Below are 24,220 nucleotides of genomic sequence, written 5' to 3'. Positions count from 1 at the left end.
TCTGCTCTTCGGTGAATCGTGACTTTTTCATCGGCACATCCTCCGTTCAGGGGAGTCATTATCATGCCGGAATTCTGTTTCTGAATGGAGCAGGATTTTGGGGTAGGGTCAGTGGTTATCTAACTATTGGCTACGGACATCTTGTACTAGCTAATGAAAACTACTCACAAGGTTTAACAGAGCAACAGGCAGATGCGTTACTACTTAATGATATTGCCATTGCACGTAGAGGTGTAGAATCATTAAAACTAAATTTACCAAGTGATTCAAGGTGGAATGATTTTCTTGTAATGATGGTTTTTCAGCTAGGTCTAACAAAGACGAGAGGGTTTAAGAGATTCTTGGCGGCTTTGAGCAATAAGAACTATGCAACTGCCATTCTTGAAGTGAAAGATTCACAGTGGTATCGCCAGACACCAAGCCGTGTTGATTCCATGATTGCCTATGTAGTTCGGGGGTGATCTATGAACAACAACGATAGTGAATGGACAATGTTCAACCCCGACTTCTCTATTGAGGATGTACCAGAGTGTGCCGGATTCGTGTATCTGATTCAGTTTCCCGATACAGGCGAGTACTATATAGGTGTTAAACAAACCTATAAAGGACTTAAGGACATCAAGAAAAGGTCTAACGATACCAAAGACTCAAATTGGCCTATCTATACCAGTAGTAGCAAAGTTGTTAATCAGTACATTAATGATGGTCTTAAATATAGTAAACAAATCCTATGGTGTTTCCCTACGGTACAGCAAGCGGTGAACTGTGAGACGGCATTAATTAGTTTGTTCGGTACTCAATGGCAATGTCTCAATAGGGCAATCATGACTAAATCAAGATTACACAAAGATAATGGTGAGTAATTTAAAATAATTCAAGAGATAGTAGGGTGGTTATCATGAGGTTTCAAGGAACGATAACGGGTATACCACAGGCAAGGGTATACCTTAATCAACAGGGGCAGAGAGCGGGACAGAGCTTTCTAAAGGAAGTATCCAACAGGGCAAGACGCCTTGCCAATCAAATGCAAATTGATATGAATGCCGCAATTGCCGGTGGGCCAGTACCATTTACAAGTAATGCAATTCTTTTTAGATTCAAAAGAACAAGTACTGGTGCAGTTAATGAAATCATTGTTAAAGATTATCAGGCCAAGTACTTGCACGATATTACTGTGAAACCACGTAATCAAGTGAAAATAGTACCAACGTCTGTTGCAAAACTCACTGCACAGGGAAATATCAGTGCAATGAAATCCGGTATCAGAAACGGTAAGTATAAAATAGTAGATTCAGGTGGAAAGAAGAGAATGATCGACACATCAAAGAAAGGTAAGAAAAACCGTTCTAAACGAGTTGTCGGTGTACGTGAAGTTAAGAAACGTAAAATGGTTTATGACTTTTATGAGCGAGCCGAAATTGGAGCACGTCTTATCTTATCTGACCTACAAGGCCAATATATATTTAGGAGAATGTAAGTGATAATGCAAGAACAACACTATGAAGATGATACACGTTCAATCTTAATCGATGATCTAATACCAGATGGTAATTCACTACCTACTAATATTTGTTTTCTTGGTCAGAAGTTCAAGAAACTATTAAAGAAACAACTAAAGCTAATTAATGAAGAAGTTGAAATGAAAGTTGATGTATAAGAAACAATGAATATCATCTTTGAGAAAGAACAACAACTAGAGCTTGGAAGCATGTACCAATGGTCATTGTTTGACGTTGAACGAAATATCGTTGTCATTGATAAAACAAGATTGTTTGTCAAGGGGAAGTACTTTTGGGTTTATTCAACAGGGATACTAAAATGTTTGGAATAGGAACGATCATAGATTTGATCAAAACGGGTTTCAGTTTCTTCCAGAAAAAGGAACAAGGTAAGGCCGAATTAGATGCACAAAACAGCCATGAACAGAATGAAATAACACTCGAAGAAACTCGTAAGGGTTTCACTTGGCGGCAGGCTTTGGGGTATGTTCTAACTTTTATCGTTGCATGGAATTACGTAGTTCTTCCAGTACTGGCGGTTTGTGGGTTAGTACTCCCGCCAATACCTCTTGATGACGTATGGCGGGTACTGATAGTATTGATTGGTGGTAGTTAACAATAGGCTGATGAAAAAATTATCGAGGGACTTATGTCTGAAACTGATTTCCAGAGTTGGATTAAAAATAAATTACCTTTTTTTGAATTAATGAGTGCACAAGTATCATTTGTCTTGGAAAATCTACTGAAACAAAACGGTATTAACTATCTATCAGTCGATTCAAGAACCAAAACTTTAGAAGGAATTAATGAAAAAATCAAACGAAAGTCATATTCTAATCCACGAGATAATTTAACGGACATTGCAGGGGTAAGGGTAATTCTTTATCTAGAGGAGGATGTGGAAAAAGTATGTTCTATCATAAAGGGAACCTTCACTGTAGATGAAAAAAATAGTGTTAGCGATCTAACTCGGTTGGCTACCGATAAAATTGGATATAGGTCTACTCATTTTGTGTGCGACATAGGAATGAATAGGATTGAAATCCCTGAGTATAAATCTTTTGCGGGGTTAAAATTTGAAGTGCAAGTCAGAACCATTTTACAGCATGCTTGGGCTAATTTAACGCATGATAGGGTATATAAAATTGGTACTAAGCTTCCTGAACACATTAAAAGAAAAGTTAATTTATATTCTGGAATGTTAGAAATTGTAGATCTAGGGTTTTCTGAGATAGTTAAAGATGTTGAGAAGTACAGGGTTGAAATCACCCGCGATGATGTGGCTGACATTGAATTGCAATCAATAAACTCATTAAATCTTATTGAGTTCATGATCAGATATTGCAAGGAGCATAACTATAAGCATATGGATAAAGTTACTTTTGAAAACATAGGCGAGGTTATAGATCAAGTTATAGATGAACTAAAACTCTACAATATATTGACATTGAAAGGTGTCAAAGATATTTTACCTAAAGGTTATATTAAAAAATTGAATGATCTTGACATAATTACGACTATTATTGGAATGCTGCGTGATGCGATGATGATAAATGATTATAATATTTTATATGATTCAGGTGTCAACTGGACGTTTGCAGGCTCGAATGAAGAAATTGATAAATTTAAATCCTTGATGGAGACATATTTGGGTAAAGATAAATCTCGTGATTTATTCACAAAGTTTGAGGTTGTGGAAACGTATGATTTTTAATATGTTATCGGGTGTTAAGGCGATTTAATTGCACGAGTATTTTAGATGATTATCATTATCTAGGTTATAAAAGATACCAAGTAATTCGATAAAGGAGCCTTATAAGGCCCCTTTTTCATTCACACTTCCATATGGTGTTCTGAACACCGCTACCGGCAGGTAGGTGAGGGTTCAAGTTTGCACTGTGGGTGTATGTGGCCTTGGATTTGCCGTACTGTTGGCAAGCTGCGTTGGCTGTCTTTTGCAAGCTGTCCAAACCATACCAGCCATCGGACTGAATACTTACAGTTTTACCGTCGTTGTACTGCACTTGAGCACATCCTACCAAAATCAACGGAAGGCAAATTAGAGCCAGCTTTTTCATTGAGCTTACCAATTCCAATTCACCGTAGTGTTCAACCCGCGTAAGTTCGTATGTTCAGTTCTGGTTGGTTGTAGTACTACCTGACCTGTATCACGATCGATGATGTTAAAGGACTCGATTTCGGTCTGTCCCATCGTTCCTTTAACTCTCATGTTGGTTTGAACGTACTCGAACTTGTCTTTCGGGTAATTTTCTTCAAATTGTTCATCTGTCATTACATCATTCCCAGTAGGTAAGAAACCACAGATATCTTAGGGTAAGGATTGGAGGACGGCAATGCCCTCTAGAACGCCTATATGCGATTTGACTGTGTAGCCTATGCTAGATCCACCATTCGGCCTGTAAACGCCTTTGAAGACGTTTACAGGCCGAATGGTGGTGTGTGGTAATTGATCCCGTACCCAAGATTTCGGATGCACTGATGGAATTGGGTCTTATGCAAAATTTATTTTAGTGTTCTATGGTAATGTAAAACTTCATATAAAAAACGCTGAATGTCGGTTGTGCTGGTTTTGCGTGAAATCAGGTGGCGAAAGCGTTAACGCGCTGATGGGGAAATAAACGCAATGCGGTGGGAAAATGTTCAGGAGGCCGGCGGGCCTCCTGGGGATCATAACCAATAGTTATGACTTGGTTATAACTAGGCTGGACGGTGCTTACCGGGCAGCATACGGTTGAGACCCCGGATCAGCACATCGCTAAACGGCGTCATCAGGCACCAACTGGCGCCAACCAGCACCACCGACAGCGAGCCGACGGCGATATCGGTAAACCAGTGTGCGCCAATCATCACGCGTGGTAATGAAAATACCACCGTAATCAGCAGCGCGACGGCGAACGCGCGGCGGTTAAAGTAGCGCAGCATAAAGCAGGAAAAGATCATCAGCATCATGCCGTGATCGCCAGGGAAGCTGTCGCCAGAAGCGTCTTTGGTAGGAATACCGGTCAGTTCGCTGACGCGGTTGATGTTCTCAAAACTCAGCGAAGGGCTGGGGTGTTTGACCGGCAACAAATGCCCAAGCTGATTCAGCACCACGGCGGTCAGCAGCATGACGACACCGGTGACCAGCAAGCGGCGGCGGCCGGCGGCATCCTGCTGCAGGTAAAAGCACAGGTACAGCAGCCCCATGGCCAGCAGAGAAATGACGTCAAAGGCGCGGTTATTGGTGATGGCCACCAGATGCAGAAAACCGGGATCGGTTGCCAGATGGCGGTTGAAAAAGAAGAAAATCGATGAGTCCAGGGTAAACCAATAACCGTGATTCGCCGGCAGGAACCAGGACAAGAACAGCACAATGCCCAATATATTGAAGAAAATGATGAGGGGTAAATTGCGGCGAGTCATGGCATAACCTGTAGTCTGTCTAAAGAGTAAAAGGGCACTAACGGTAAAGATCTCAACTTAAACGAATACTAAACAGCTTGGATTGCAACGCATTCCAGTCCGCATTCTCGCTGTGAATCAGTTCAATTCGGCTGTCCAGCGGCGCAACAGGGCGCGTTTCAATATTGAGATCTTGCCCCTGACGGTTGATTAAAAGTGTGCCTTCAGCAATACGTACCACACCTTTGGCGCGTTCGACCGGTGCCAGACGTATCCACTCCATAATGCCAACGGTGTCGAACACCGTATCGGCGTCAAAAATCCAACCACAGCTGTTAAAACCCTGGCCCTGGTTGAGCGCTCGACGCCAGCGGGAGTTTTCCGGCAGTCGCAATGCGGCCAGGCCCTGCGTTTTGGCATGACTATGATGATGTTGTGCATCGGGTAATTCTGTACGATTAGTGCGAGGCTGGTCGAGCCAGGCGACATCGGCCTGACCGCTTTCAATGTGATAAAGCGGACGCTGGTGACCATCCTGTTCTATCCATTGCTGCAGGGCCAACAGATCTTGCGGCTGATAGGTGTCGCTTTTACTGGCCAGAATAATGTCGGCGGCTGCCAGTTGATCGCGGAAGTTTTCGTTCTCGCGGTAGCGCGGTTCGTTGAGTTGGCGCGCATCCAACAGGCACAGCGTGGCCTGCAGATCGATCCAACCGGCGTAGCTGTCTTGCGTCAGCAATGACAGGATCTGTTTCGGATGCCCTAGCCCGGTGGGTTCGATCAGCAAGCGATCGGGTTTGTTTTGTTGCAGCAGCATGTTCAGCCCGACCTGCATCGGCAGCCCGTTCACGCAACACATGCAGCCGCCAGGGATCTCCTTCAACACTGCGCCGCTGTCAGCCAGCAACGCGCCGTCGATGCCAATTTCACCGAACTCATTCACCAGCACCGCCCAGCGTTCATGTTCCGGCTTGTTAGCCAGCAAATGACGGATGGTGGTGGTTTTGCCGCTGCCGAGAAAACCGGTGATCAGGTTAGTTTTCGTCATTAATTATTCCTGATGTTAATGAATTTAAGGGGCAATACTTCGGCCATTCTACTTCACCTGGCCGGATGACGCTGCTTTCCCTGCGTTAAGTCACAAATCCGACAGATTAAGATGCGTCATTTTAAAGCAACAAAATGGCGGTCATTATTAGGAAAAATCCTAGCAAAAACCTGATATTACCTAAGGGAAATGATTATTAGTAGCTTGTTTTAACTTTGTTAATTGCCCGATTACCTGCCAAATAAATGCCCTTACCTTGCGATTATTCCTAAGAAGATCCTCTATGTTTAAATTGGCTTAACAAAAAATGAGGTTGCCATGAATGTCTTTCGGTTATTTTTGATCGCAGGAATGTTGTTTTCATGGACGGCAGCAAGTCATGCAGGAACCACTGGCGGAGTTATTCGTTTTGTCGGATCTATTGTGGAAAGCCCCTGTACGGTGAAAGTTACCGATTCAACGGCCAATACGCAATGTTACCGAAATGGGCTGCACTATCAAGATCAACAGGCCCTGTCGAAATTTGATGCTACACGCAAAGAACTGCCGCTGAATTTAGGTTCGACCGAAATGAAGTGGGTGGATCAACAGAAAAAACTTGCAGTGATGACGGTAGTTTATCGTTAAGTCGTTCGGCGATGCCGGATGATATCCGGCATCGTCATTTTCCCTTCTTTGCGCCTGTTTCAATGGCTAAGCCAGCTGAGTCGACACCCAGTTTTGCACCGTTTGACGCGCACCGCGATCGCGCAATGACAAGTAGGCGCGGGTGACCGCTGTGACAAATCCCTCGTTAGCCGCCAACTGCTCACCAAAAATAGCCGTAAGAGCCAACAGGCCTTTCACCCGTTGTTCATCATCCGGCGTTGTCGCCACTGTCTGTTGCAGCGTAGCCAACAAGGGATCGCGAATGTCGATTGGCTGTCCGGCATCATCCACGCCGCCGACATAGCGCATCCAGCCCGCCACGCCCAGAGCCAGACCGGCAAAGCTGCCGCCATGCTGCAGATGCCAACGCACCGAGTCCAGCATACGCTGCGGTAATTTTTGCGTGCCGTCCATGGCGATTTGCCAGGTACGGTGTTGCAACGCCGGGTTGCTGTAGCGCTCAATCAGCTGTGCTGCATAGGCGGGCAAATCGATACCGCTAACGTTCAGCGTCGGCGCCTGTTCGGCCAGCATCAGGTGGAGTGCGGCGCGGCGATAAGATTTATCGCCCATACAGTCGTTGATGTACTGATAGCCCCCGAGATACCCGAGATAGGCCAGGAAAGAGTGGCTGCCGTTCAGCATGCGCAGTTTCATCTGCTCAAAAGGCAGTACGTCATTGACCAACTGCGCGCCGGCCCGTTCCCAGGCCGGGCGACCGGCGACAAAGTTGTCCTCAACGACCCATTGGATAAAGGGTTCGCAGGCGATGGCGCATTCATCACGAACACCGCCGAGCGCCTCGGCCACTTCATCCAGCGTCTCTGGCGTTGCGGCGGGAACGATACGGTCTACCATGGTACTGGGGAAGCTCACCTCGCGGGCAATCCAGTCGGCCAGCGCGCCGTCGCGCGCTTGAGCCAAACCGACGATCGCGTTACGCAGCACGTGGCCGTTTTCCGGGATGTTATCGCAAGAGAGCAGGGTAAAGGCGGACAGGCCGCGTTCCAGGCGCAGGCGCAGCGCCTCCACCAGGATCCCCGGTACGGTGGAAGGCTCGCCGGGATCCGCCAGATCGGCGCGTATCCCCTGATGTTGAAGATCCAGGTTTCCGCTGCCGGGTTCAATGCAGTAGCCTTTTTCGGTAATGGTCATGGAGACAATTGCCACCTGCGGCTCCGCCAGCTTTTCCAATACGGCGCCAATCCCTTCCAGCTTGCGGTGTACGCTCTCATGTACCGCACCGATCACGATAGCCTGATTACCCGCCGCGCCTTTTTCCAGCACGCTGTAAAGATGATCCTGCTGGCGTAGCGTCCGGAACAAATTATCACCGCCGAACAGGCTGATTTCGCAAATTCCCCAGTCACCGCCCTGACGATTCAACACCCGATCGGTCAGCAGCGCCTGATGGGCACGGTGAAAGGCACCAAATCCAATATGCACCATGCGACTCTGTAATGCGCTGCGATCGTAACCTGGCTGCTGGACGGCATCCGGAAGCGGCGTGTTGGCGATAGTCTTCATGCAAAGCTCCAAGGCTGAGTAGAGGTGTTGGCGGTTAACTTAAAAAGTTATCAGACCAGTTTTTTGTGCAGAATGCGGCGCTGTTTTTGCCTGGGCCTGCACGAATTTTCTGTCGCCAGTGTAAGGCTGTAAGCGCATCAATAACATTGCCTCGTGCAAAATAAGCCAGATTCGTGAAGTGGATCAACCAATCGCAGTTTCACTTTTGACAGGGATAGGTGAAAGAGTAAGGTGAAAGATAACCGATATCTATTTTAATTTGGTATAACAAGATTGGCGAGGCCGTGCGGTCTTTCTCACTTCCGTAATACTGGGCGATTTTTTACAAGGATAAACAATGGAACAAACATGGCGTTGGTATGGGCCGAACGATCCTGTCTCTCTTGACGATGTGCGCCAGGCCGGCGCCACTGGCGTCGTCACCGCCTTGCACCATATCCCGAATGGCGAGGTGTGGCCGGTCGAAGAGATCAAGGCCCGTCAGGCCCTGTTGGCGGAGAAAGGCTTGGTGTGGTCGGTAGTGGAAAGTATCCCGGTACATGAAGAGATCAAAACCCACAGCGGCGATTACCGGCAGCATATCGCTAACTATCAGCAATCGCTGCGGAACCTCGCGGCCTGTGGCATTGACACCGTGTGCTACAACTTTATGCCGATCCTGGACTGGACGCGCACCGATCTGGAGTATTTGCTGCCGGACGGATCGAAAGCGTTGCGTTTCGATCAGACCGCCTTCGCGGCTTTTGATCTGCATATCCTGCAGCGCGCTGGCGCAGAGCAGGATTACACGCCGCTAGAACAAGAGCAGGCTGCAGCCTATTTTTCCGCGATGAACGAGTCGGAGGTTGCCAAGCTGACCGGCAATATTATCGCCGGATTACCGGGTGCCGAAGAGGGCTATACTCTCGATCAATTCCGCGCCCGCCTGGCGGAGTACGATGGGATCGACAAGGCACAGCTGCGAGAGAATATGGCGGTGTTCCTGCGTGCAATTGTACCGGTGGCCGAGGAAGTTGGCGTGCGTTTGGCGGTGCATCCGGACGATCCGCCGCGGCCGATTCTGGGGTTACCGCGCATCGTCTCTACCATTGAGGATATGCAGTGGTTCAAGCAAACGGTCGACAGCCGGTATAACGGCTTCACCATGTGCACCGGCTCTTACGGCGTACGGGCGGATAACGATCTGGTGCGGATGATCGAAACCTTCGGCGACCGCATCCATTTCACCCATTTACGTGCCACCTGTCGCGAAGAAAATCCGAAAAGTTTCCACGAGGGGGCGCATCTGCAGGGCGACGTGGACATGGTAGCGGTGATCGAGGCGATCCTCACTGAGGAGCAACGGCGCCATCAGGCAGGCGATCGCCGGCCGATCCCGATGCGTCCCGACCATGGGCACCAAATGCTGGACGATTTGAAGAAAAAAACCAACCCAGGCTACTCGGCGATTGGTCGTTTGAAGGGGTTGGCGGAACTGCGCGGGGTGGAGCTGGCGCTTAAACGCCGCTTCTTCCCTGATTTACCCTAAGCCATTAAAAAGGGGCCACGCAGGCCCCAGAATATCGACTAGTCGGCGCGGCTCATGTAGCGGCGCTCGGCAATATGAATACGGATTTTGTCACCGGCGCTGAGGTATTCCGGTACCTGAATGGTCAGGCCGGTCGCCATGGTGGCCGGCTTGTTGCGGGCACTGGCAGAGGCACCTTTGATGCCCGGCGCGGTGTCAACAATTTCCATGTCCACGGTCTGCGGCAGTTCCAGCGCCAGCACCTGGCCATCCAGGGTCAGTACCTGCATGCCCGGCAGACCGGCTTCAGGAATAAACAGTAATTCATCTTCGATCTGGTCTTTCTTAAAGATATACGGGGTGTAATCCTCGTCATCCATAAACACGTATTCTTCGCCGTCGATATAAGAGAAGTTCACCTTGCGGCGGGACAGGCTAATGGTGTCCAGAATATCGTCGCCCTTGAAACGCTCTTCCACCTTCAGCCCGGTCCGGACGTCGGAGAAACGCATTTTGTATAAGGTACTGGCGCCGCGTGCGCTTGGGCTTTGCACATCAATGTCTTTCACCAGCAGCAGTTTGCCGTTGTAGTTGATCGCCATGCCGCGCTTAATTTCGTTAGCTTTTGCCATCTAAAATAACCTGCAATGAAGAGTTTTTGGGAAGTTGCGACAAGTTACTCGCGCCGCTGATTTCAGGCAAGCAGATCGAGCAAAAACAGTGACAGAAAGAAGGGATGGCGGGTGCCATCCCCTGCGGGATTACTGAAACACCGGCAACAGACCCAGCAGTGCCAACACGTGTGCGACGGCGTTGATCACCCCGAACAGAATGATGAACAGGATCATGCCGTAACCACCGGGAGCGCGGTATTGCGCCTCGGTAAAGCGGCGGCGACTGGCGCGCGCCATCATGGCCGGCACTATTACCGCCCAAACGGTGGCGGCCAGGCCGGCGAAACCGATGGCGTAAAGGAAGCCGTTCGGGAACAGCAGAGCGGCAATGGTCGGCGGTGCGAAGGTCACCAGCGCGGTTTTGCTGCGTCCGACGGTGTCATCGCTGAATTTGAAGAAGTCTGCCAGGTAATCGAACAGCCCCAGCGACACCCCAAGGAACGAACTCGCCAACGCCATGTAAGAGAAGGCGTTCAGGAGCTGGCCGACGGTCTGGCTGCTGGAAACGTTGCCCATCTGCTTGAGCAGGCTACCGATGTTACCGCCTTCGGCGATCACCTGCTTGAAGGCATCGCGGGCGATGTTGCCCTGGATCACATACTGCCACAGGACATAGATCGCCAGTGCCAGCAGGGTGCCGTACACCAGGCTGCGCACGACCGCGCCGCTGTCTTTGTGGTAGTACTTCACCAACCCCGGCACGTTGCCGTGATAACCGAAGGACGTCAGCAGATAGGGCAGCGCCGCCAGGGCGTAAGGCAGGTAGCTGGCCTGGTCGTCGCCGCGGTTGAACAGCACTGCCGGTTGCACATGCGTGAACATGTCGCCCACCGACATGACAAAGGTGATCACCATACCGCCGATCAGGATCGTACTCAGACGGTCAACGGCGCGGGTGGAAAGCCAAACGATAAACGCCACCACCACGGCAAACACCAAACCGGCGGTGGACTGCCCGACGCCGACGATACCTTCCAGCGTGTGGGCGATGATCGACCCCCCGGCGGAAATATAGGCGTAGGTGAGGATATACAGCACAAAGGCGATGGAAATGCCGTTAACGGCGTTCCAGCCTTTACCGAGCAGATCTTTGACGATGGTGTGGAAGCTGGCGCCGCTTGGGTAGTGCAGAGCGGCTTCCAGGATCATCAGGCCGGAAATCAACATGCAGGCCCAGGTATAAACCAGCAGCGCGACGGAGCCGCTGAACCACACGCCAGAAGTGACTATGGGAATGGAGAACATGCCGGCGCCGACGGCGGTGCCTGCAATGATCATCGCGCCGCCAAGGACGGAAGGGCGGGAAAGCTTCTGGATAGTGTCCGCGGACATTTTTGCTCCTGATTGGCCTCATCGGCCTTGAGTTCTTTTGTACTAGCTCAATGGTACATGTGTGATCGGCGCATGTAAAGCCGCGAATACGCTTGTTTCATGCATTAATTGGCGACCGAAGGGGCGTTTATGGCAATTTGCGCGCAGGTATGAAAGCGAGCGATTCACGACTCAAACCGCGCGATGTAAAGATTCACGCACCAATACGGATTATGCTGGCGGCGGATGAGCGCGACTGATATTGTCGCGCTTCAATTCCGCCAGCCCACCGGGAGACTCGCTGATGGACTGTCGTACCGACTGTGGCGCCTGTTGTATTGCGCCTTCAATATCCAGCCCGATCCCCGGCATGCCTAACGGCAAGCCCGCCAACACCCGCTGTATTCATCTGAGCGAGCAGCTGCGTTGCGGCCTGTTTCATTCGCCGCTGCGGCCAAAAGTCTGCGGCAGCCTGCAGGCCAGCCGCGAAATGTGCCATGACCACCGCGACCAGGCGTTGGTCTATCTGATCAAGCTGGAAGCGGATACGGCGCCTTAATCGGTTTTAAGCGTCTTTCAGCTTCCACAGGCACAGCACCGCGCCGACCACCATCGCCAACGCGGAATAAAACACCGCGTGATAGTTCCAGACCTCCGCCACCACGCCGGCAATTGAACCGGCGAAAATCCAGCCCACGCGCGTAGTGTTGGTAAACAAAGTGGTTGCGGCCCCGGGCTGACCGGGCATCAAATCTTGAAAATAGAGCATACCAATGCCTGCCAGCACGCCAATAAACGCCGCGTTAAGTAATTGCAGGGCAATCAGTTGCCAGGTACCGGTGATAAACAGTAACCCGAAGTAAAACAGCAGGCCTGCCGCCACCGCGCAACGCATCAAAAAACGTTTGCCGAAGCGCTTCGCTACCATGCCGGCCAACAGCATGGTCGGTATTTCCAACCCCGCCGCCGTCCCCATCAATATCCCGGCCAGTTTTTCCGGCAGTTGCAGCTCATGTACCATATACAGCGGCATATTGATCAGGTACATGCTGTTGGCGGTCCACATAAAGGTACAGGCCAAAAACAGCAGCAGCGTATCACGACGATTTTGTCGCGGAGCCTCCAGCGTGGTGCTGGCCACCAGCGGCGTTTTGCGCATCGACGGCAGCATTTTCCACACCAGTGCGCCGCACAGAATAAACGCGGCGGCGGCGGCCAGGTACATCACCTTAAAACCGAATCCCAACGCCAGCGCAAAGGCAATCGGCGGGCCTATCACCCAGGCAAGAGAAACCTGCGCCCGCAGGATAGAACTGAACATTACCGCCTCGCGACCGGTGCGATCGGCGTGTTCGCGTGCCAGGGCAAACATTTGCGGGTTGGCGGTGGAGCCGAAGCTGGTCAGCATTACGCCGACCGCCAGCAACAGATAATAATTACGGTTCCAGGCGAACAGCACGCAGCCCAGTGCACCCAGCATGCAGCAGAGGAAGATCAGCGTCTTGCGATCCCCTTTTTGATCTGAGCGGCGCGCGAGAAACTGGCTGACCAGGATGCCGATCACCGCGCTGCCGGTGAAGAATAGCCCAACCATGGAGGGACGAACCTTCACCTCGGTTGCCAGGAACAGGCTCAGCGTGGGGGTTTGTAACGCACCGGCAATTCCGGTAAGGAAGGCCACCACTAAAAAGGCCAGCGAAGTCAGGTCGGGGGAGCGTCGCGTTACCGCAGTTGAAGTAGGCATAGAGGTCAGCAAATAGCCGTAAATGGGGGAGTCGCGCGCATGATACGCCCAAAAAACCATAAACAAAAACCGGTTTTATTGGGCTGAATAGTAAAAAGTCTTTTCCGGCATAAGGACAAAAAAAGGGGCGATACAATTATCGCCCCTGCTGTTGCGGCAGGCGTCGTTACGCGCCGGCCGGCACGTCGTGCGCAGTGTTTTTCAGTACCTCGCCCTGATACTTCTCGATCTGCAGCTGTGCCATTTGCCCGCAGTTCCCCTGAGCCAGGCTGGAGGAGCCGACGTCGAAGGTCAGGCAGTTGACATTGCCGTTCTTGCACAGTGAACCCGGCTGAGACGGATCGGCCGGATCGAACCAGGCACCTTCGCTGATACGCACTACGCCTGGACGCACGTCTTCGCTCACCACCGCACCCACCAGGATCTGGCCGCGATCGTTAAAGGCTCGCACCAGATCGCCATTGGCAATACCACGTGACTGGGCGTCCTGCGGGTGGATCACAATCGCTTCCCGATCGGCTACCGCGTATTTTTTGCGCAGTGGCGTATTGTCGAGCTGCGAATGCAGGCGGTTGATTGGGTGCGCGGTGTTCAGCGACAGCGGATATTTCACCGCTTCCGGTCCACGATACCATTCATGCGGCGGCATCCAGGTCGGAATGCCCGGACAATCCTGATACTTCATTTTGGCAATGGCGTCGGAGTAGATCTCGATTTTACCGGATGGCGTCCCCAGCGGATTGAGCAGCGGGTTTTCGCGATAGTCGGCAAAACGCACCCATTGGGTATTGGCCTCCGGCACCGGGAAGCGCACATAGTTGTTGGATCCCCAGAACATGTCGAACGGCGGCAGGGCCACCCGGGCGGCACGCGCCTGAGTTTTCATGTCGTCGTACATGCCTTTCAGCCATTGGGTTTCGTCCTTGCCTTCGGTAAAGGCATCCTGCACCCCCAGCTTGGCCGCCATGGCTGCGAAGATATCGAAATCGCTGCGTGACTCATGCTGCGGTGCTACGCACTGGTGCATCGGGAACACATACAGCTGCGAGTAGTCGCCGCCCATTTCGAGATCGTTGCGTTCGTAGCTGGTGGTGGCCGGCAGAACGATATCGGCATGCTTGGCGGTAGCCGTCCAGTAAGGTTCGTTCACCACGATGGTGTCCGGTTTCTGCCAGGCCTTGACCAGATTATTGGTATCCTGATGCTGGTGGAAGGTGTTGCCACCCGCCACATAGACCATTTTCACCTCTGGGTAGGTGACCTTCGCACCGTTGAAGTTAATCGTCTTGCCCGGGTTGGACAGACATTCGGCGATGCGTGCCACCGGGATCGGCGCCGGTGAGTTCTTCGGTGCGTTGCCGGCGGAAATGCCAGAAATGATACCGCCTTTTGCCGTCGGGCTGCCGCCGGAAGAATAGTGATAGCTGAAACCGAAGCCGCCGCCCGGCAGGCCAATCTGGCCGAGCATCGCCGCCACGGTCACCAACAGCCAGTGCTGCTGTTCGCCATGATGCTGGCGTTGGATGCCCCAACCGCCCATGATCATGGTGCGATTTTTCGCCATGTCACGCGCCAACTGACGCAGCACGTCAGCATCGACGCCGCACACATCGGCCGCCCATTCGGCCGTTTTCGGCGTGCCGTCGGTTTCACCCAACAGATAGGCCTGGAACTTGTCGAAACCGGCGGTGTAGGTTTTCAGGAAGTCCGGATTATGCAGCTTCTCGGTCAGCAGCGTATGCGCGATGCCGATCAGCATGGCGCCGTCGGTATAAGGACGCGGGGCGATCCACTGAGCGTCGACGAATTTGGCGCTGTCGTTGTGCACCGGATCGATGCTGATCACCCGGGTGCCTTTCTTCTTCAGCGCCTCAAAGCCCGTCTGGCCGTAGTGGTCCGGGACGTTCCAGCTGTTTTTCAGCGTGATCATCGGGTTACAGCCCCACAGCACCACCAGCTGGCTGTTTTCAATCACGTTCGGCCAGGCGGTCTGCTGTTCGTAAACCTCCATGGAGCCCACCACGTGTGACATGATCACCTGTGCGGCACCGGTCGAGTAGTCGCCGGCGTAACCGAGGAAGCCGCCGGTCAGGTTCATCAGGCGTTGCAGCAGCGTACGGCTATTGTGCAGCATGCCGACGCTTTTCCAGCCATAGGAGCCGGCATAGATCGACTGCGGGCCGTGATCTTTTTGCAAACGGGTAATTTCGCCGCACACCAGCTCAATCGCCTTGTCCCAGCTTACGCGTACCCACTCGTCGCGTCCGCGCAGTTCGGTACGGCTGCCGGGGCCGCCTTCCAGCCAACTTTTGCGCACCATCGGGTATTTGATGCGGTTTTCGGCGTGCACCTGGTAGGGCGCCATGGTGATCAGTTCGTTCGGGTAAGGATCGTCTTTGACCGGCTGCACGCCGACCATTTTACCGTCCTGAACGATGGCCTCGAAGGCGCCCCAGTGTGCGCCGGTCAAAATGCCTTTTTGCGCCTGGCGCAACACCACAAACTGCGGCAGTGCCTGACTGATGGCCTGCGCCAGCGCCGACTTGGGCCACAGGCCAGCCAGCAGAGGGGCGGCGGCCAGCGCGGTAGCGCCGGTCAGGAAGCGGCGGCGGCTCATTTTTAACGCTTGTTGTTGATATTTGCTCATTTCGCTTCTCCCTTAAAGCTTGGCTGGTGCGGCTGGCTGCATGTCACTGGCGTGTTTCTGCACGTACTGTGTCAGAACGCGCAGCTGTTCCTGCGTCAGCGAGGTGCGAGGAGCCATACCTTTAATTACGCCGATCCACTGGTTGGCGTTGAAGCGATCGAGGGCGGTCAGGCCGTGGCAACCGGTGCAGTTGGCCGACATCATATCCGCCGTGTAGCGCCAGATTTTTTGCTGATCGTCGATCAGTTGTTTGCGCGGCAGCCAGACCTGCAGAGAAACCTGGTGCCATACCAGCCCAGTTTCAGCATCGGTCATGGTGGTGCCGGTTTTCAGCAGTTTGCGGGCGTCTTCACCCAGCAGCACGCTGAGGATGCGTTTGCCCTGGGCGGCGTAGAACACTTCACTGACGCCGTCCTGTTGCCAGCCGGTGACGCTGGCCAGCACCTTGTCGCCTTCCTGCTTCACCACCTGCACTTCGGTGGAGGGCATCAGGTTGCCGGCATTGTGGCTGTCGTCCGGTTTGAGGAAGAAAGGTTCCGTGGCAATGGTATACAGCGTGGTGGCGGTCGGCGAAGTTTCCGCCGCGGCTTTCGCCAGTTCGGCGGCTCCGGCCTGGGCCGCACCGCTCATGTCCGGCAGGATATGCGCGACCCCTTTATGGCAGTCGATACAGGTTTCGCCCTGTTTGATGGCCACCGGATGCTGAATACGAGCTTCAGGCCGCTGGGCGGTAATGTCCATGGCGTCGAAGCTGTGGCATGAACGGCAGGTGGCGGAGTCGCTTTCTTTGAGCGTTTTCCACACCGACTGCGCCATGGCCAGCTTGTGCGCCTCGTATTTCTCAGGTGTATCGATAGTGCCCACCATCTCGCCATAAATGTCTTTTACCGCGCGGATTTTGGTCCACAGGTAGTCTAGTGGCTCGTGCGGGACGTGACAGTCGGCGCATTCAGCGCGGATCCCTTTGGTGTTTTGGAAGTGAATGCTGCCCTGATATTCGGCCAGGGGCTGTTGCATGGTGTGACAGGAAACGCAGAAGGCGGTGTCGCTGGTTTTATGGAATACGGTGGCGGTACCCGCCAATAATGCTGCCCCGAGGATAATCCCGAGCAGCAAAATCCACAGCCATCCCCAGCGGTGCTTTTTTATCAAGCCAGTGAGTTTATTGGTCATATTGAATCCGCTTATAATTATGAAATACCAAGGAAAACCTTGCCAAAAAAAAGTGCCGGACAAGCGCCGACATACCTGAGGAAGTATAGGTACTATTAGCAAAGTCATCTAATACTATAGGGGTATTTTTAGAAGAAAAATGGCCGTTCGGGGGTTTTTGCAGCGTTATATTTTGGTGTATATAACGCATTTTTTATATGGGTTTATCAGACCATGAGCAAGATCACGGACAGGGTGGGCAATTCATGATTGAAAACAGCTATTCTGCCGGCAGATAAGTTTGGCCTGAGAGCCAGAGATGGATGGCATTGCGGCTGGCTTCAAAATGCGGTTCAGGTAATGCCTCCGGCAGGCACCAGCGCCATTCGGCACATTTTTCCGGCTCTTTCAGCTCGGCTTCGCCGCCAGGATGGGGCGCCAGCAAACAGATGGAAACCGTATGTTTTCCCTCCGCGCGCCAGGTTTGCAGGTTGTTGCTGATGCCGATAAAACTCGGCGTGGCGATGTTTAACCCGGTTTCTTCGGCGATCTCGCGCTGGGCGCACTGTTCAAAGCTTTCGCCGGCATCCAGATGCCCACCGGGAATGGACCAGAAGGGGGCGTGCTTGCCGCAGCGTTTGCCCAGCAATATTTCCCCTCGCTCATTGACGATAATTACCCCTACGCCCGCGACTACAGTCATGTTTCCCTCCGTCAGCAAAATTTCAGCACAGTATGTCATTTTAGCGCTGCGACGGGTAACCCTAAGGGAAAAGTGTGCGTAAGGTCAAAAATCTATCACGTCAAAATTGAGAAAACTTGCTTTCGCCCATGGGGCCTTACACACTCCTTGAAACGTTTCAGCGTTATGGGCGCGATGATGATCGTACCGGTAACGCTCCTTTTTCCCAACGAAGCTGAAACGATTCAATTCAGCAGGAGAGGAGAATCATGTTCCAGTTGTCACAGCAAGATATTCACCTGGGTGCTACCGCGAGTAACAAACAGGAAGCTATCCGTCAGGTGGCTGCCGCACTGACCGAGGCCGGTTGCGTCAGCGCGGCCTACGTGGACGGCATGTTGCAGCGTGAGCTGCAAACTTCCACTTACCTGGGGAACGGTATCGCCATCCCGCATGGCACCACCGATACCCGCGATCTGGTGCTGAACACCGGCGTACAGGTGTTTCAGTTCCCTCAGGGGATCGAGTGGGGCGAAGGCCAAACCGCTTATGTGGTGATCGGCATTGCCGCACGTTCCGATGAACACCTGGCGCTGTTGCGTCAGTTGACCCACGTTCTGAGCGACGACAGCGTAGCCGAACTGCTGGCGAAAACCACCTCGGCTGAAGAGCTGCGCAGCCTGCTGATGGGCGAAAAGCTGACGGCGGAATTCAAGTTTGACGCTTCCCTGATTGCGCTCGACGTGGCCGCCGACAGCCTGATGACGCTGCAGGCGCTGAATGCGGGCCGCCTGCAGAAAATCGGTGCGGTCAACGCCCAGTTCGTCAGCGATGTCATCACCCGCAAACCGCTGAATCTGGGGCAGGGCATTTGGCTGAGCGACAGCACCGAAGGCAATTTGGCCAGCGCGGCTACGGTGAGCCGTCCGGCGCAGCCGTTTGACGAAGAGGGCGAGCAGGTTGCGCTGTTGCTGACGCTGTCAGTGGCTGACTCGCAGCCGCTGGCAGTGCTGAACTACCTTGGCGACCTGCTGTTGGCAAATAAAGCTGAACGCTTGCTGAACGCGGATGCCGTCACCCTGTTGGCATTGCTGACCAGTGAGGTGGAAGAAGAAGACACCACGCTGAGCGCCGAGTACGTGATCCGCAATGAACATGGCCTGCATGCCCGTCCGGGCACGGCGTTGGTCAATGTGATCAAGCAATTCAGCAGTGAAATTACCGTCACTAACCTGGATGGCAGTGGCAAACCGGCCAACGGACGCAGCCTGATGAAGGTTGTGGCATTGGGCGTGAAGAAAGGACATCACCTGCGTTTTACCGCCAAAGGTGAAGATGCTGAAACGGCGCTGAAGGCGATCGGTGAAGCGATTAACGAAGGACTGGGCGAGGGCGCAGCATGAGCAGAAGAGTAGCAACAATTACCTTGAATCCGGCTTACGATCTGGTGGGCTTTTGCCCGGAGATCGAGCGTGGTGAAGTGAACCTGGTCAAAACCGCCGGCCTGCACGCCGCCGGGAAAGGCATCAACGTCGCCAAAGTGCTGAAGGATCTGGGTATTGATGTGACGGTGGGCGGCTTCCTGGGAAAAGACAACCAGGACGGTTTCCAACTGCTGTTCAGCGATCTGGGCATTGCCAACCGCTTTCAGGTGGTGCCGGGCCGCACCCGTATTAACGTCAAACTGACGGAGAAAGACGGCGAAGTCACCGATTTCAATTTCTCCGGATTTGAAGTGAACGGGCAGGACTGGGAACGTTTCGTGACCGATTCCCTGAGCTGGCTGGGCCAGTTCGACATGGTCGCCGTCAGCGGCAGCCTGCCGGCGGGTGTCGATCCCGACGCCTTCACCGACTGGATGATCCGTTTACGCGCGCAGTGCCCGTGCATCATTTTCGACAGCAGCCGCGAAGCTTTGGTTGCCGGTTTGAAAGCGGCGCCGTGGTTGGTGAAACCGAATCGCCGCGAGCTGGAAATTTGGGCCGGGCGTCCGCTGCCGCAGCTGGCTGACGTGGTCGAGGCGGCGCATGCGCTGCGCGATCAGGGCATTGCCCACGTGGTGATCTCCCTCGGTGCCGAAGGCGCGCTGTGGGTCAACGCGTCCGGCGCCTGGATTGCCAAGCCGCCGGCCTGCGAAGTGGTCAGCACCGTGGGTGCCGGCGACTCGATGGTCGGCGGCCTGATTTACGGCCTGCTGATGCGTGAATCCAGTGAACACACTTTGCGTTTGGCCACCGCCGTGGCTGCGCTGGCGGTAAGCCAGAGCAACGTTGGCGTGACCGATCGTCCACAGTTGGCCGCGATGATGGCGCGTGTCGATCTGAAACCTTTTAATCAATAGCAGGAGGCAGAATGAAAACACTGCTGATGATAGACAGTTTGCTGGGGCAGGCTCGTAGTCACCTGGCGAAACGCATGCTTGGCGCTGCTGCGGTGAAATCCGGCCTGACGTTGGTTGAGTCGGCGGCCGAGGCCGAACTGGTGGTGGTGGCTGGGCAAACTGTGCCTGCTGACGCCGCGCTGAACGGCAAACGGGTCTATGTGGGTGACGTGGCGCATGCGGTGCGTGAGCCGGAAGCCTTCCTGGCGCAGGCGATGGCTGAAGCGAAAGCCTACCAGGCGCCGACCGTTGCCGCCGTCGAACCGGCAAAAGCCGCCGGTCAAAAACGCATTGTGGCGATCACCGCTTGCCCGACCGGTGTGGCCCACACCTTTATGGCGGCCGAAGCCATTGAGAGCGAAGCCAAAAAGCGTGGCTGGTGGGTGAAAGTTGAAACCCGCGGCTCCGTCGGCGCCGGCAATGCCATTACGCCAGAAGAAGTGGCGGCGGCCGATCTGGTGATCGTGGCGGCGGACATTGAAGTGGATCTGGACAAGTTCGCCGGCAAGCCGATGTACCGTACCTCTACCGGCCTGGCGCTGAAAAAAACGGCGCAGGAGCTGGACAAGGCGCAGGCTGAAGCCGAGATTTTCCAACCGCAAAAAAGCGGTGCACCGACCACCGCCGGTAAGAAGAAAGAGAGCGCCGGTCCTTATCGTCACCTGTTGACCGGTGTGTCTTACATGCTGCCGATGGTGGTGGCGGGCGGTTTGTGTATCGCACTGTCGTTCGTGTTCGGGATCAAGGCATTTGAAGTCAAGGGCACGCTGGCAGCAGCGCTGATGCAGATCGGCGGGGGCTCGGCCTTTGCGCTGATGGTCCCGGTATTGGCCGGTTTTATTGCCTTCTCAATTGCTGACCGTCCGGGCCTGACGCCGGGGTTGATTGGCGGTATGCTGGCCGTGAGCACCGGCGCCGGTTTCCTCGGCGGTATCATAGCCGGTTTCCTGGCGGGCTATACGGCCAAATTTATCAGCACCAAACTGCGACTGCCGCAGAGTATGGAAGCGCTGAAGCCGATCCTGATCATTCCGTTGGTCGCCAGCCTGTTCGTCGGTCTGATCATGATTTTCGTCGTCGGTACGCCGGTCGCGAAAATCATGGAAGGCCTGACTCATTGGCTGCAATCTCTGGGTACCGCCAATGCGGTGCTGCTGGGGGCAATCCTCGGTGCCATGATGTGTACCGATATGGGTGGGCCGGTTAACAAGGCGGCTTACGCCTTCGGTGTGGCACTGCTGAGCTCCTCGGTGTATGCCCCAATGGCGGCCATTATGGCGGCTGGCATGGTACCTCCGCTGGCGATGGGATTGGCGACTTTGCTGGCGCGTCGCAAGTTCGAGAAATCCGAACAGGAAGGCGGTAAAGCGGCGCTGGTGTTGGGCCTGTGCTTTATCTCTGAAGGCGCCATTCCGTTCGCCGCCCGTGACCCGATGCGCGTGTTGCCATGCTGCATAGCTGGTGGCGCGTTGACCGGTGCACTGTCGATGGCGTTTGGCGCCAAGCTGATGGCACCGCACGGTGGGCTGTTCGTCCTGCTGATCCCTGGCGCTATCACCCCGGTGCTGTTGTATCTGGTGGCGATTATCGCCGGTACGCTGCTGGCGGGGGTGTCTTACGCGCTGCTGAAACGTGCTGAAGTCCCTGCGGCTACGGTAGCCTAACGCCGGCGCAGGCTATAAAAAACCGGAGCTCAGGCTCCGGTTTTTTTATCTGGCAATTACTGCTGTGCCTTCAGCCAGGCAATCTCTTCCGCCCAGATATCCGGGTTCACGGTTTCCAGGATCAGCGGAATATTGTCGAAACGATCGTCGCGCATGATATAGCTGAACACCGTTTTACCGATATTGCCTTCACCCAGGCTGTGGTGGCGGTCGACGCGGCTGCCAAACTCACTCTTGGCATCGTTCAGGTGCATGCCACGCAGGTACTTGAAGCCCACGATGTCGCCGAGCGCTTTAAACGTCTGCTCGCAGGTTTCTTCGGTACGCAGATCGTAACCGGCGGCAAAGGCGTGGCAGGTATCGATGCAAACGCCGACGCGGCTTTTGTCTTCCACGCCATCGATAATCGCCGCCAAATGTTCAAATTTGAAGCCCAGATTGCTGCCCTGACCGGCGGTGTTTTCGATCACGGCCGTCACGCCTTCAGTCTTGTCCAGCACCATGTTGATGGATTCGGCGATGCGTGCCAGGCATTTGTCTTCCTCAATCTGCAGCAGGTGGCTGCCGGGATGGAAGTTCAGCAGGGTCAGCCCCAGCTGTTCGCAGCGCTGCATTTCATCAAGGAAGGCTTCGCGGGATTTTTCCAACGCCTCGGTCACCGGGTGGCCAAGGTTAATCAGATAGCTGTCGTGCGGCAGGATCTGCCCTGGGCCGTAGCCGTACTGCGCACAGGCGCTTTTAAACTTATCGATCACGTCGGCAGGCAGCGGAGCGGCCTTCCATTGACGCTGATTTTTGGTGAACAGGGCGAATGCGGTCGCCTCTAATTCGTGCGCGCGGATAACCGCCTGATCCACGCCGCCTGACGCGCTGACATGTGCACCGACAAACTTCATTTTCATTCTCCTGTGTAATCGGCGTCATTATGGCATTGATAGCGGAAGGATTGAATGGCGGGAAAAGCGCAGGCCCGCGATTGCGGGCCTCAGATTATAGACAAAGGGGGATAAAAGCGTGGTTTTTCCCCCTTTGTGTTATCAGCCGAAAATCAATAAATTGCTTTTCCTGGTTTATTTTCAAAACCTTTTGCGGCTGCCGCCAAACATTATAGGTTTGTCAGCAGCCGCAGGCCCGCGATTGCGGGCCTGCGGGGAAGCAAATCAGATAAAATGTTGTACCAGCAGGTTAATGGCGCCGCCGCCAACAATCAGCCAAACGAACAGCAGCGTGGCGAGCAGAATCGGTTTAACCCCGGCCTGGCGCACCGCGCTGATGTGGGTGGTCAACCCCAGCGCCGCCATGGCCATCGCCAACATCCAGGTATCGGCGGTAATCAGGTGTTTCACCAGCGTCGCCGGCAGCAGGTTGAACGAGTTCAGTCCGGCAACGGCAATGAACAACACCGCAAACCACGGAATGGTGATGGCGGATTTTTCCGCCTGGCTGCCGGTGCTTCCTGCGCTACGGCTGCGGCTGATGTAGCCTGAGAGCAGCAGCAGGAAAGGGGCCAGCATCATGACGCGGATCATTTTGGCGATGACCGCGGCGTTTTCAGCATCCGGCCCGATAGCGTGCCCGGCCGCGACCACTTGCGCCACTTCATGAATGGTTGAACCGGTAAAGATGCCGAAACTTTCCTGATTAAACGGCAGCCACTGGAAATGCTCATTCAACTGGTACAGCCACGGATAAGCGAAGATCGCCAGCGTACCGAACACCACCACGGTGCTTACCGCCACCGCTACCTTGTTGGAGTCGGCTTTCAGCACCGGCTCGGTCGCCATCACGGCCGCCGCGCCGCAAATGCTGCTGCCGGCGCCGATCAGCATCGCGGTCTGGCTGTCGATACCGAATACTTTCTTACCCAGCCAGCAGGCAAGCAGGAATGTGGTGCTCAGGGTTAATGCATCAATGATGATGCCGGTGGTGCCCACATCAGCAATTTGCTGAAACGTCAGGCGAAAACCGTAAAGGATAATCCCGAGGCGCAGTAAACGCTGTTTGGCGAGTTGAACACCGCCATGGCAGCTCGGTTGCAGCCAGGGGTAAACCGTATTGCCCACCAAAATACCCAGCAAAATGGCCAGTGTCAGCGCGCCCAGTCCCAGCCCGGCTACCCAGGGAATATCACCAACCCAGACCGCCAGCGCAGTGATGGCGCCGGTCAGCAGCAGCCCCGGCACCAGCCGGGGTAGGCCGAATAGAGGAAATTGCCGCGTTGGAAAATCGTGTGTGGTATTGGTCGCCATAAGTCAGCCCTTGTCATCAAATCCTTGAGCCAAAGACTACGTGCTGGCGGCATAAAAGAGAAATTGATTATATATTTATAACCTAT

23 protein-coding genes are annotated in these 24,220 nt (G+C 53.8%); 12 read left to right on the top strand and 11 right to left on the bottom strand.

The window, feature by feature from the left end; genetic code table 11:
- The 6 genes from H5P17_RS19940 to H5P17_RS19915 form a co-directional block, all read left to right on the top strand.
- On the top strand, positions 1 to 461 hold a 461-nt coding region (locus H5P17_RS19940), incomplete at its 5' end, for a glycoside hydrolase family protein (RefSeq protein WP_255477963.1).
- A 3-nt stretch (positions 462 to 464) separates the two neighbouring features.
- A complete protein-coding gene (locus H5P17_RS19935; protein WP_182824813.1) occupies positions 465 to 863 on the top strand; it encodes a hypothetical protein in 399 nt (132 codons plus the stop codon).
- A 35-nt stretch (positions 864 to 898) separates the two neighbouring features.
- Positions 899 to 1,477 carry a hypothetical protein gene (locus H5P17_RS19930; protein WP_255477962.1) on the top strand — a complete coding sequence of 193 codons (579 nt, stop codon included), beginning with the start codon at positions 899 to 901 and terminating at the stop codon, positions 1,475 to 1,477.
- Positions 1,478 to 1,657 (top strand): hypothetical protein, encoded by a 180-nt coding sequence (locus H5P17_RS19925; protein ID WP_182824811.1) that lies wholly within the window; start codon positions 1,478 to 1,480, stop codon positions 1,655 to 1,657. It begins immediately after the preceding gene.
- A gap of 161 nt (positions 1,658 to 1,818) precedes the next feature.
- Positions 1,819 to 2,115, top strand: a complete 297-nt coding sequence (locus tag H5P17_RS19920) for a hypothetical protein (protein ID WP_182824809.1) — start codon at positions 1,819 to 1,821, stop codon at positions 2,113 to 2,115.
- A gap of 33 nt (positions 2,116 to 2,148) precedes the next feature.
- Positions 2,149 to 3,213 (top strand): GTP pyrophosphokinase family protein, encoded by a 1,065-nt coding sequence (locus H5P17_RS19915; RefSeq protein ID WP_182824807.1) that lies wholly within the window; start codon positions 2,149 to 2,151, stop codon positions 3,211 to 3,213.
- Between the two features lie 1,004 nt (positions 3,214 to 4,217).
- On the opposite strand, the gene H5P17_RS19910 is transcribed toward H5P17_RS19915, so the two are convergent.
- Together H5P17_RS19910 and H5P17_RS19905 are read right to left on the bottom strand one after the other, a co-directional pair.
- Entirely contained in the window at positions 4,218 to 4,922 is a 705-nt protein-coding gene (locus H5P17_RS19910; RefSeq protein ID WP_044552539.1) for a phosphatase PAP2 family protein, read from the bottom strand.
- A gap of 52 nt (positions 4,923 to 4,974) precedes the next feature.
- Positions 4,975 to 5,949, bottom strand: a complete 975-nt coding sequence (locus H5P17_RS19905) for a GTP-binding protein (protein ID WP_182824806.1) — start codon at positions 5,947 to 5,949, stop codon at positions 4,975 to 4,977.
- Positions 5,950 to 6,267: 318 nt separating this feature from the next.
- Between H5P17_RS19905 and H5P17_RS19900 the strand changes: the two genes are divergently transcribed.
- Positions 6,268 to 6,576 (top strand): type 1 fimbrial protein, encoded by a 309-nt coding sequence (locus H5P17_RS19900; RefSeq protein WP_182824805.1) that lies wholly within the window; start codon positions 6,268 to 6,270, stop codon positions 6,574 to 6,576.
- A 66-nt stretch (positions 6,577 to 6,642) separates the two neighbouring features.
- Here the strand turns inward: H5P17_RS19900 and H5P17_RS19895 are convergent, their stop codons facing one another.
- On the bottom strand, positions 6,643 to 8,124 hold the full coding sequence (locus tag H5P17_RS19895) for a mannitol dehydrogenase family protein (RefSeq protein ID WP_182824804.1): 1,482 nt from the start codon (positions 8,122 to 8,124) through the stop codon (positions 6,643 to 6,645).
- A gap of 337 nt (positions 8,125 to 8,461) precedes the next feature.
- On the opposite strand from H5P17_RS19895, the gene uxuA reads away from it, so the two are divergent.
- Positions 8,462 to 9,652 carry a mannonate dehydratase gene (gene uxuA, locus H5P17_RS19890; RefSeq protein WP_182824803.1) on the top strand — a complete coding sequence of 397 codons (1,191 nt, stop codon included), beginning with the start codon at positions 8,462 to 8,464 and terminating at the stop codon, positions 9,650 to 9,652.
- A 38-nt stretch (positions 9,653 to 9,690) separates the two neighbouring features.
- On the opposite strand, the gene yeiP is transcribed toward uxuA, so the two are convergent.
- Positions 9,691 to 10,263, bottom strand: coding sequence for an elongation factor P-like protein YeiP (gene yeiP / locus H5P17_RS19885; RefSeq protein WP_037426760.1), 573 nt, complete (start codon positions 10,261 to 10,263; stop codon positions 9,691 to 9,693).
- 129 nt (positions 10,264 to 10,392) lie between these two features.
- Complete coding sequence (gene mtr, locus H5P17_RS19880; RefSeq protein ID WP_044552527.1) at positions 10,393 to 11,637, bottom strand: tryptophan permease; 1,245 nt, start codon at positions 11,635 to 11,637, stop codon at positions 10,393 to 10,395.
- A gap of 283 nt (positions 11,638 to 11,920) precedes the next feature.
- On the opposite strand from mtr, the gene H5P17_RS19875 reads away from it, so the two are divergent.
- The gene (locus H5P17_RS19875; RefSeq protein ID WP_044552526.1) at positions 11,921 to 12,175 is read left to right on the top strand and encodes a YkgJ family cysteine cluster protein; all 255 of its coding nucleotides are present in this window, start codon (positions 11,921 to 11,923) and stop codon (positions 12,173 to 12,175) included.
- A gap of 6 nt (positions 12,176 to 12,181) precedes the next feature.
- Here the strand turns inward: H5P17_RS19875 and H5P17_RS19870 are convergent, their stop codons facing one another.
- The 4 genes from H5P17_RS19870 to H5P17_RS19855 all read right to left on the bottom strand — a co-directional run bounded on the left by H5P17_RS19870 (position 12,182) and on the right by H5P17_RS19855 (position 17,862).
- The gene (locus H5P17_RS19870; protein ID WP_182824802.1) at positions 12,182 to 13,360 is read right to left on the bottom strand and encodes a sugar efflux transporter; all 1,179 of its coding nucleotides are present in this window, start codon (positions 13,358 to 13,360) and stop codon (positions 12,182 to 12,184) included.
- Positions 13,361 to 13,526: 166 nt separating this feature from the next.
- Entirely contained in the window at positions 13,527 to 16,007 is a 2,481-nt protein-coding gene (torA, locus tag H5P17_RS19865) for a trimethylamine-N-oxide reductase TorA (RefSeq protein ID WP_182824801.1), read from the bottom strand.
- 12 nt (positions 16,008 to 16,019) lie between these two features.
- Positions 16,020 to 17,180, bottom strand: coding sequence for a NapC/NirT family cytochrome c (locus tag H5P17_RS19860; RefSeq protein ID WP_182824800.1), 1,161 nt, complete (start codon positions 17,178 to 17,180; stop codon positions 16,020 to 16,022).
- A gap of 259 nt (positions 17,181 to 17,439) precedes the next feature.
- Positions 17,440 to 17,862: an NUDIX hydrolase gene (locus H5P17_RS19855; protein WP_182824799.1), complete on the bottom strand. Its 423-nt coding sequence runs from the start codon at positions 17,860 to 17,862 to the stop codon at positions 17,440 to 17,442.
- A gap of 248 nt (positions 17,863 to 18,110) precedes the next feature.
- Between H5P17_RS19855 and fruB the strand changes: the two genes are divergently transcribed.
- Genes fruB through fruA form a run of 3 tightly spaced genes read left to right on the top strand, consistent with a single transcriptional unit; the run spans position 18,111 to position 21,885 of the window.
- Positions 18,111 to 19,244: a fused PTS fructose transporter subunit IIA/HPr protein gene (gene fruB / locus H5P17_RS19850; RefSeq protein WP_182824797.1), complete on the top strand. Its 1,134-nt coding sequence runs from the start codon at positions 18,111 to 18,113 to the stop codon at positions 19,242 to 19,244.
- Positions 19,241 to 20,182: a 1-phosphofructokinase gene (gene fruK / locus H5P17_RS19845; RefSeq protein WP_044552518.1), complete on the top strand. Its 942-nt coding sequence runs from the start codon at positions 19,241 to 19,243 to the stop codon at positions 20,180 to 20,182. The genes fruB and fruK overlap by 4 nt, the downstream gene beginning before the upstream one ends.
- An 11-nt stretch (positions 20,183 to 20,193) precedes the next feature.
- Positions 20,194 to 21,885: a PTS fructose transporter subunit IIBC gene (gene fruA, locus H5P17_RS19840; RefSeq protein ID WP_182824795.1), complete on the top strand. Its 1,692-nt coding sequence runs from the start codon at positions 20,194 to 20,196 to the stop codon at positions 21,883 to 21,885.
- Between the two features lie 56 nt (positions 21,886 to 21,941).
- On the opposite strand, the gene nfo is transcribed toward fruA, so the two are convergent.
- Both nfo and H5P17_RS19830 read right to left on the bottom strand, forming a co-directional pair.
- Complete coding sequence (gene nfo, locus H5P17_RS19835; protein ID WP_044552515.1) at positions 21,942 to 22,781, bottom strand: deoxyribonuclease IV; 840 nt, start codon at positions 22,779 to 22,781, stop codon at positions 21,942 to 21,944.
- A gap of 264 nt (positions 22,782 to 23,045) precedes the next feature.
- Positions 23,046 to 24,134, bottom strand: a complete 1,089-nt coding sequence (locus H5P17_RS19830; RefSeq protein ID WP_182824793.1) for a YeiH family protein — start codon at positions 24,132 to 24,134, stop codon at positions 23,046 to 23,048.
- Positions 24,135 to 24,220: the final 86 nt, after the last annotated feature.

The sequence above is a fragment of the Serratia sp. OS31 genome, from assembly GCF_014164835.1.
GTDB lineage: Bacteria > Pseudomonadota > Gammaproteobacteria > Enterobacterales > Enterobacteriaceae > Serratia > Serratia liquefaciens_A.
Note: the sequence above shows the minus strand (reverse complement) of the source record. Positions and strands in the feature narration are given on the sequence as shown.